Origin of the sequence: Acinetobacter sp. UBA2063 (assembly GCF_002333245.1) — a bacterium.
Classification (GTDB): domain Bacteria; phylum Pseudomonadota; class Gammaproteobacteria; order Pseudomonadales; family Moraxellaceae; genus Acinetobacter; species Acinetobacter parvus.
Genome location: NZ_DDAH01000045.1, coordinates 1 through 6,135, shown reverse-complemented (window position 1 = coordinate 6,135; position 6,135 = coordinate 1). Strand labels below are relative to the sequence as shown.

Genomic DNA, 6,135 nt, shown 5'->3' with positions numbered 1-6,135 from the left:
ATAACGCATCAGGTTTTTCAGGGCACCCACATTCTGATAGTCTGCTGCCCAAGTACTGAGGTCAGCATCAATTCCCACCAGCAACTCATCTGCCTCTTCAAGGAAGATATCCAACAGGTCAGGATCAAAGTCACTGTTTGATTCGGCTGACTGCAATTGCTTCTTATCGAGTCCAAGCTGGGCTGCCAATACCGTAACATCAACTGCGGTATGTGGAGATTCTGTCTGAACAGGGAGATTAGAAACAGCTTTCTCTTCTTCCACACCAACTGAATCAATCTCTTCATCTGTCTCTTCAAGCTGTTTAACCGCCACAGGTTTGGCTTCGAATGTACCCGTCATCTGATCAAGGTTTGCCAGAACCTGCAAGACATGAGCCGATGGGTAGTCAACCTGCTGGTCGCGAATCGTTTGAATACGATCTGCAATATCATCCTGAACTGAACGAATCAAGGCAATCAGCTGTGGTGTTACCTGAATCTGCTGGTTAATCAGCTTCTCGTAAATTGTTTCCAGCTCATGTGCAATCAGGCCGATATGACGCGCCTGAATCATATTTGAACCACCTTTTAGGGTGTGCAAATAACGCATCAGGTTTTTCAGCGCACCTACATTTTTATGGTCAGCAGTCCATGTATTGAGATCCGTATCAATCCCCACCAGCAACTCATCTGCCTCTTCAAGGAAGATATCCAACAGGTCAGGATCGAAGTCACTATTTGCCTCATCTGACTGTAACTGTTGCTTGTCCAGCGCAAACTGTGCTGACAGGTCTGCAATATCAAGACCAGACGCAGAATCTTGGACTGTTTCAGGTACAGTATCCATAACGTCTGTGGATGTTTGTTCCAAGAAGTCAATATTCTGCTGGGTAAATAAACTTAATTCATTCAGGACACTTTCATGTGTCTTGGTTAAGGTGACACGCTGTCCAGCAGCCAAGGTATCGAACAACTGAATAAACTGTTGATGCACCTGATGATACAGCTCAAACGCATAATCAAGATTCAACAGACTCGGTTTAAAAATCAGGTCCTGATAGCTTGAACGCAATAGGCTGGTATATTGATACATCCCAATCGTGGCATGATGATGCGTATGCTGTAACAGAATTTCCGCCTGATGACTTAACAGCTGGATATATTGAGGAAATTCATTTCGGGCACGTTTTTCAAAATCAAATTCCACATCCAGTAAATCATTAATATTTAATTCTAGTAATTCAGAAACCAGCCCCTGTGGTCGTATTGCCTCACCATGTTTTTCTTCTAGCTGGAAGTCATAGCTATCCCATGCCACATTGAATGTGTCATAAATCTCATCCAGTTTCTGTTTCGCGCCCTGCTGCCTTAAGGTATGCAGGTAATCGCGGACAAACTGGGCGTAATGGGTGAGCAATGCGGTTTCATCAGAACTGGAATCCAGTTCATCCTGCAACAAGGTCTTAAACAGGTTTTCAACTTTAGCACTTGCTTCAAATACCTGATCCACATGCGCCATTGAGGAACTACCACGAAGGGTATGTAAAGCCCTGATCAAGGTATTGTAGTGATCATTATTTGGACGTTCGTTCAACAGGAACTGATCAATGGCCCTAAGATGATCTTCTGACTCCTCCAGGAAGATGGCCAAGGTTTCCTTGGCAAGCACTTCATCCTGCTCAGTTTCAATAGTCGCCAAGACAGGCTCAATATCCTGTTGCACCTGATCAGCCGCAATTGTGTCATCAATGGCATCCTCAACACCATCAATCAGCTCAAGACCCGTCTGAACATCATCATGTGTTAAAGTATTTGCAAGGTTTAATAGCTCATAAAGTGCAGGCTCTGGGCTTTGCTGTTGTTGTAATTGCTGCCCCAATAAAACCAGTGGTTTTAGATCAATCAAATGTTTTTGAACCACTTTAAAATCATGTACAAGCCTAAAACGGTAAATATTGAAAACCGCCTGAACATAGCGTTGAATTTCCGTGTTCAGGGAAACCGTTCCTGAAATAACACGGTTTAAAGTGTCTTCAACCGTCCAGGCCAACTCACCAGAGGATTTCGCACCCACCATTCTCCCTGAACCCTTGAGGGTATGGAAGTGGCGGCGCACATCTGTAAGTACATCCTGTTGATGAGGTTGTTCCATCCATTTAACCAATAAAGGTTCTAATTCAGCAAAGATTTCATCCAATTCTTCAATAAAAATCTCAAGAATCTCGGCATCTTGTTCAAGATAGCTATCTTCAGGAAGCGTCATCGTTTCAACTAACGTTTTTAATATTTGTTTCATAGCTGCTTCTTTCGTTTTTATCCACCAGTTGTGGGTAAAAATTACGTGTATCTATCACACAAGATGTCGTTGCATTCCACCACCACCTTGTTGAGATATTCTACATCTCTAAATAGGAAAGACAGCGCCCCACTCTGTCTTTCCTATGCTGCTTACTCAGGTAACTTAAAGTCAGTTACTGATTCACGTAATGATTCAGCCATGTTCGCCAGTTCAGAAACCGAACGTGCTGCATCAAACGTTGCTGTGGTGGTTTGTGAGGTAATTTCCTGTACAACATTCATCGTGGTTGCAATATGACTTGCTGATGCAGACTGAAGTTTCGCTGCATCAGAAATGCTCGCAATCAGTTTTGCCAAGTCACCTGATACCGTTTGAATCTCATCCAGTGCAATACCCGCATCTTTTGCCAGGTTGGCACCACGCACGACCTCGGAAGTCGTTTGTTCCATTGAAATAACGGCTTCGTTGGTATCAGTTTGAATGGTTTTTACCAGTCCTTCAATCTGTTTGGTCGCTGACGCTGAACGTTCCGCTAGACGCTGTACCTCATCGGCTACAACCGCGAAACCACGGCCCGCTTCACCAGCCATAGATGCCTGAATTGCAGCGTTTAAAGCCAGAATGTTCGTCTGGTCGGCAATATCGTTGATCAGAGAAACGATGTTACCAATTTCCTGAGAAGACTCACCCAAACGTTTAATACGTTTTGATGTTTCCTGAATCTGCTCACGAATGTGGTCCATCCCCTCAATCGAACGGTTTACAACTTCCGCACCATTTGATGCAATTTGTACAGAACGCTGTGCCACCTCAGCAGACTCAGATGCGTTTGCAGATACCTGATCAATGGACAATGCCATTTCATTCATCGCCGCTGACGCACCTGCAATTTCTTGCGCCTGATGTTCAGATGCTTCTGCCAACTGGTTAGTAATATCCTGGGTCTTCTGGGTATAGCGTGCAACCTCCTGTGAAGTATCCGTGATTCGGGATACAAGGTCACGCAACTGGTCAATCGCGAAGTTAATCGAATCCGCAATTGCGCCTGTGAAGTCTTCCGATACCGTTGCATAAGAACGCAAGTCACCGTCCGCCAAATCGGCGATTTCATCCAGTAAACGTAAAATCGCGTTTTGGTTACGGTCATATTCATCTTGCAGACGCATTACACGCTCTTTATCCGTATTACTACGTAGAGCAAGTAATTGCAGTGCAGAGAACACCAGTAAGCCCAATGCGGCAATTAACACGATACCTGCAATAACATTACCCCAGCCACTCTCAGCTTTTTTCGACAAGTCATTCAATGAAGTCAATAAGGCATCAGATTGAGAGAAGATTTGTGAAGATGCCTGACGTACACGAACAATCTGGTTCGCGTTTTGTAGAACCGTTGCCGCCGCTGATTTCAAGACAGCGTCATAGTCAGACTTAATACTTTCTAGAGACTCACGTAGATCTGGTGAGGTGATACGGTCAACGCCCAGCTCAGAGCTACCATTGAGCTGTGCATTGAGGTAAACACCAAAGGTTTCAATATCCGCCCCAAAGTCATTCGCAGAAACATTCGAATTATCTGTACCCACCAATACCGAGTTGATTGAGCGTAAAATACGCTCTGCGATGAACACCTGGTTTTTCGTGATAATTACCTGGCTACTTGGCATGTTTTCACGAACCATCTGGTCAACCATCAGGTTATATTCAGCCTGAATTTCGGGAATCGTTTCACTGATCGAGATGTTAGTATCATAAAGCTGGTTAATGATTTTTTGTTGAGATGCGATTAGATCAATGTTCTTGGAAACATTCTCCCAAAGCTCGTTAACCTTTTTATACTCATCAGAACCTTTACCATAGACACTTTCAACGGTTTCAAGGTTTTCAGCAAACTGCTTCTTCGACTCAACCAGACTTTTCATCGCTTCTGGTGTACCAGATGCGGTTGCTTCCGTTGCCTGACGCGAGATCATTTGCGACAACAGACGCAATTCACCCAGACTACGAGTCAATTGGTTGGAACGTGGTACGCTCACAAATAGGTAAATTAAGAGGATGACTGCAAGGGCCAAAGCAATTAAAGCACGATAGATAATCGGTTTGGATTTTTCTGTTTCACCGAACAAACGGGAAAATTGATCCAGTTGCGTTCGGATATTTTCCAGAAACGCTCCGCCTTTCTTCAAACCAGCGCTATCGCCACCATTTTTCTTTTTGAGTTTAAAGCCCATATCAGCTTCTCCCCTGAATACGCGTTTATCTTCCGTAGCGTACAAATTAGTTTATAAATTTTATTGATGCATTCATGTATTGAGGATTTTTCAACAACCGACTCAGTAAAAACACATGCCACTGCTGATTATGCTGGTGAAAGTAACCCTGACAGTAGTCTTTTAACTTACTGTCGAGTTCAGCATTTTGAGAAAAGAAACTTTTCTTGTTAAAGTGCTGAATCCCCAGAACCTGGTCAACAACCAGTCCTACATAATGATCTTGATGGCTAATACATATTACTTTTTGTGTTGGTGAAAACTGACTCCGTTGTCCTGAAATAAACTGACTTAAATCAGAAACTGAAAGCAATCGCCCACGAATATTTGCCAAGCCACGTACCCATGCCTGAGTATTTGGAACAGGGGTATATTTCGGTGGATAGATCACCTCCGAAATTTCCCCCAATGGTGCAACAAAATATTGCCCTAACATCTCAAAAGCGATACCAGACCATCGGCTGACTTCATTCTGAGTTGAAGCATATTGTTTATTGCCCCGCTTGGATAAGCGAAGCAATTCGATAAATCCATTTGCTGCCATACCCTATCCCGTATTGAGTAATGAAAAGGCTCGTATTGGTTAACTTAAAAGTTGTTTAATCACATCGATAAGTTGCTGTTCATCAATCGGCTTGATCAAATAGTCGCAAGCCCCCTGACGTTTACCCCATACGCGGTCTGTCGCCTGGTCTTTCGTACTTACGATCACAACAGGGATATGCTGTGTGTCTTTACCCTTGCTAATCTGGCGTGTTGCCTGAAATCCATTCATTCCAGGCATCACCACATCCATAAGGACCAAATCTGGCAACTCTGCCTGCGCCATGGTAACACCATCCGCCCCATTGGTCGCTTCTAAAACTTCATAACCGTGCTTAGTTAAAATTTCTCTAAAACGAAATGTTTCAGTAGGTGAATCATCTACTATAAGAATACGAGCCATTTTTTCCTCAATCTAATTTTATGCGCTAACGTGGTTACGAATCGCAGTTAACAGCTCATCTTTACTGAATGGCTTGGTTAAATATTCATCCGACCCCACAACACGCCCTTTAGCCTGATCAAACAAACCGTCTTTGCTTGACAACATAATCACTGGAATATTTTGGTGGTTTAAAGAGTTCTTAATCAATGCACAGGTCTGATAACCATCCAGGCGTGGCATCATGATATCAACGAAAATGATATCTGGATTTGCTTCCGCAATTTTTGATAATGCTTCAAAACCATCTACCGCCGTAATGACCTCACAGCCTTCACGTTGCAACAAAGTCTCCGCTGTACGGCGAATCGTTTTTGAATCGTCAATCACCATTACTTTCAAATTTTGAAATTTATCTTCCATATAATTGTCCTGCCCCATCACTCAATACAAATTATGTTTGGTTTAATTTGTTTTATACAGATTATTTGATATTTTTAACATATCTTTACTTGCATTATCAACGAAGCTTTTTGAACCAACTTATCAGTTTTCCTTAACAATAACAAATAGCGCACACTTTTGAACAAATTCCTAAATTTTTTGTATACTAACTATTTTTAATTGTATAAATAGCTACTAGGACTTACGCATTGACGG

The 6,135-nt window shown here is 42.8% G+C and carries 5 protein-coding genes; all 5 read right to left on the bottom strand.

The window, feature by feature from the left end:
* On the bottom strand, positions 1-2,277 hold a 2,277-nt coding region (locus B4H32_RS02245), incomplete at its 3' end, for an Hpt domain-containing protein (protein ID WP_286799631.1).
* Positions 2,278-2,429: 152 nt separating this feature from the next.
* Positions 2,430-4,511 (bottom strand): methyl-accepting chemotaxis protein, encoded by a 2,082-nt coding sequence (locus B4H32_RS02240; RefSeq protein WP_004681656.1) that lies wholly within the window; start codon positions 4,509-4,511, stop codon positions 2,430-2,432.
* A 46-nt stretch (positions 4,512-4,557) separates the two neighbouring features.
* Complete coding sequence (locus B4H32_RS02235; protein WP_004681658.1) at positions 4,558-5,094, bottom strand: chemotaxis protein CheW; 537 nt, start codon at positions 5,092-5,094, stop codon at positions 4,558-4,560.
* A gap of 39 nt (positions 5,095-5,133) precedes the next feature.
* Positions 5,134-5,496: a response regulator gene (locus B4H32_RS02230; protein WP_286799629.1), complete on the bottom strand. Its 363-nt coding sequence runs from the start codon at positions 5,494-5,496 to the stop codon at positions 5,134-5,136.
* Positions 5,497-5,514: 18 nt separating this feature from the next.
* Positions 5,515-5,898, bottom strand: a complete 384-nt coding sequence (gene pilG / locus B4H32_RS02225; RefSeq protein ID WP_286799627.1) for a twitching motility response regulator PilG — start codon at positions 5,896-5,898, stop codon at positions 5,515-5,517.
* Positions 5,899-6,135 lie beyond the last annotated feature (237 nt).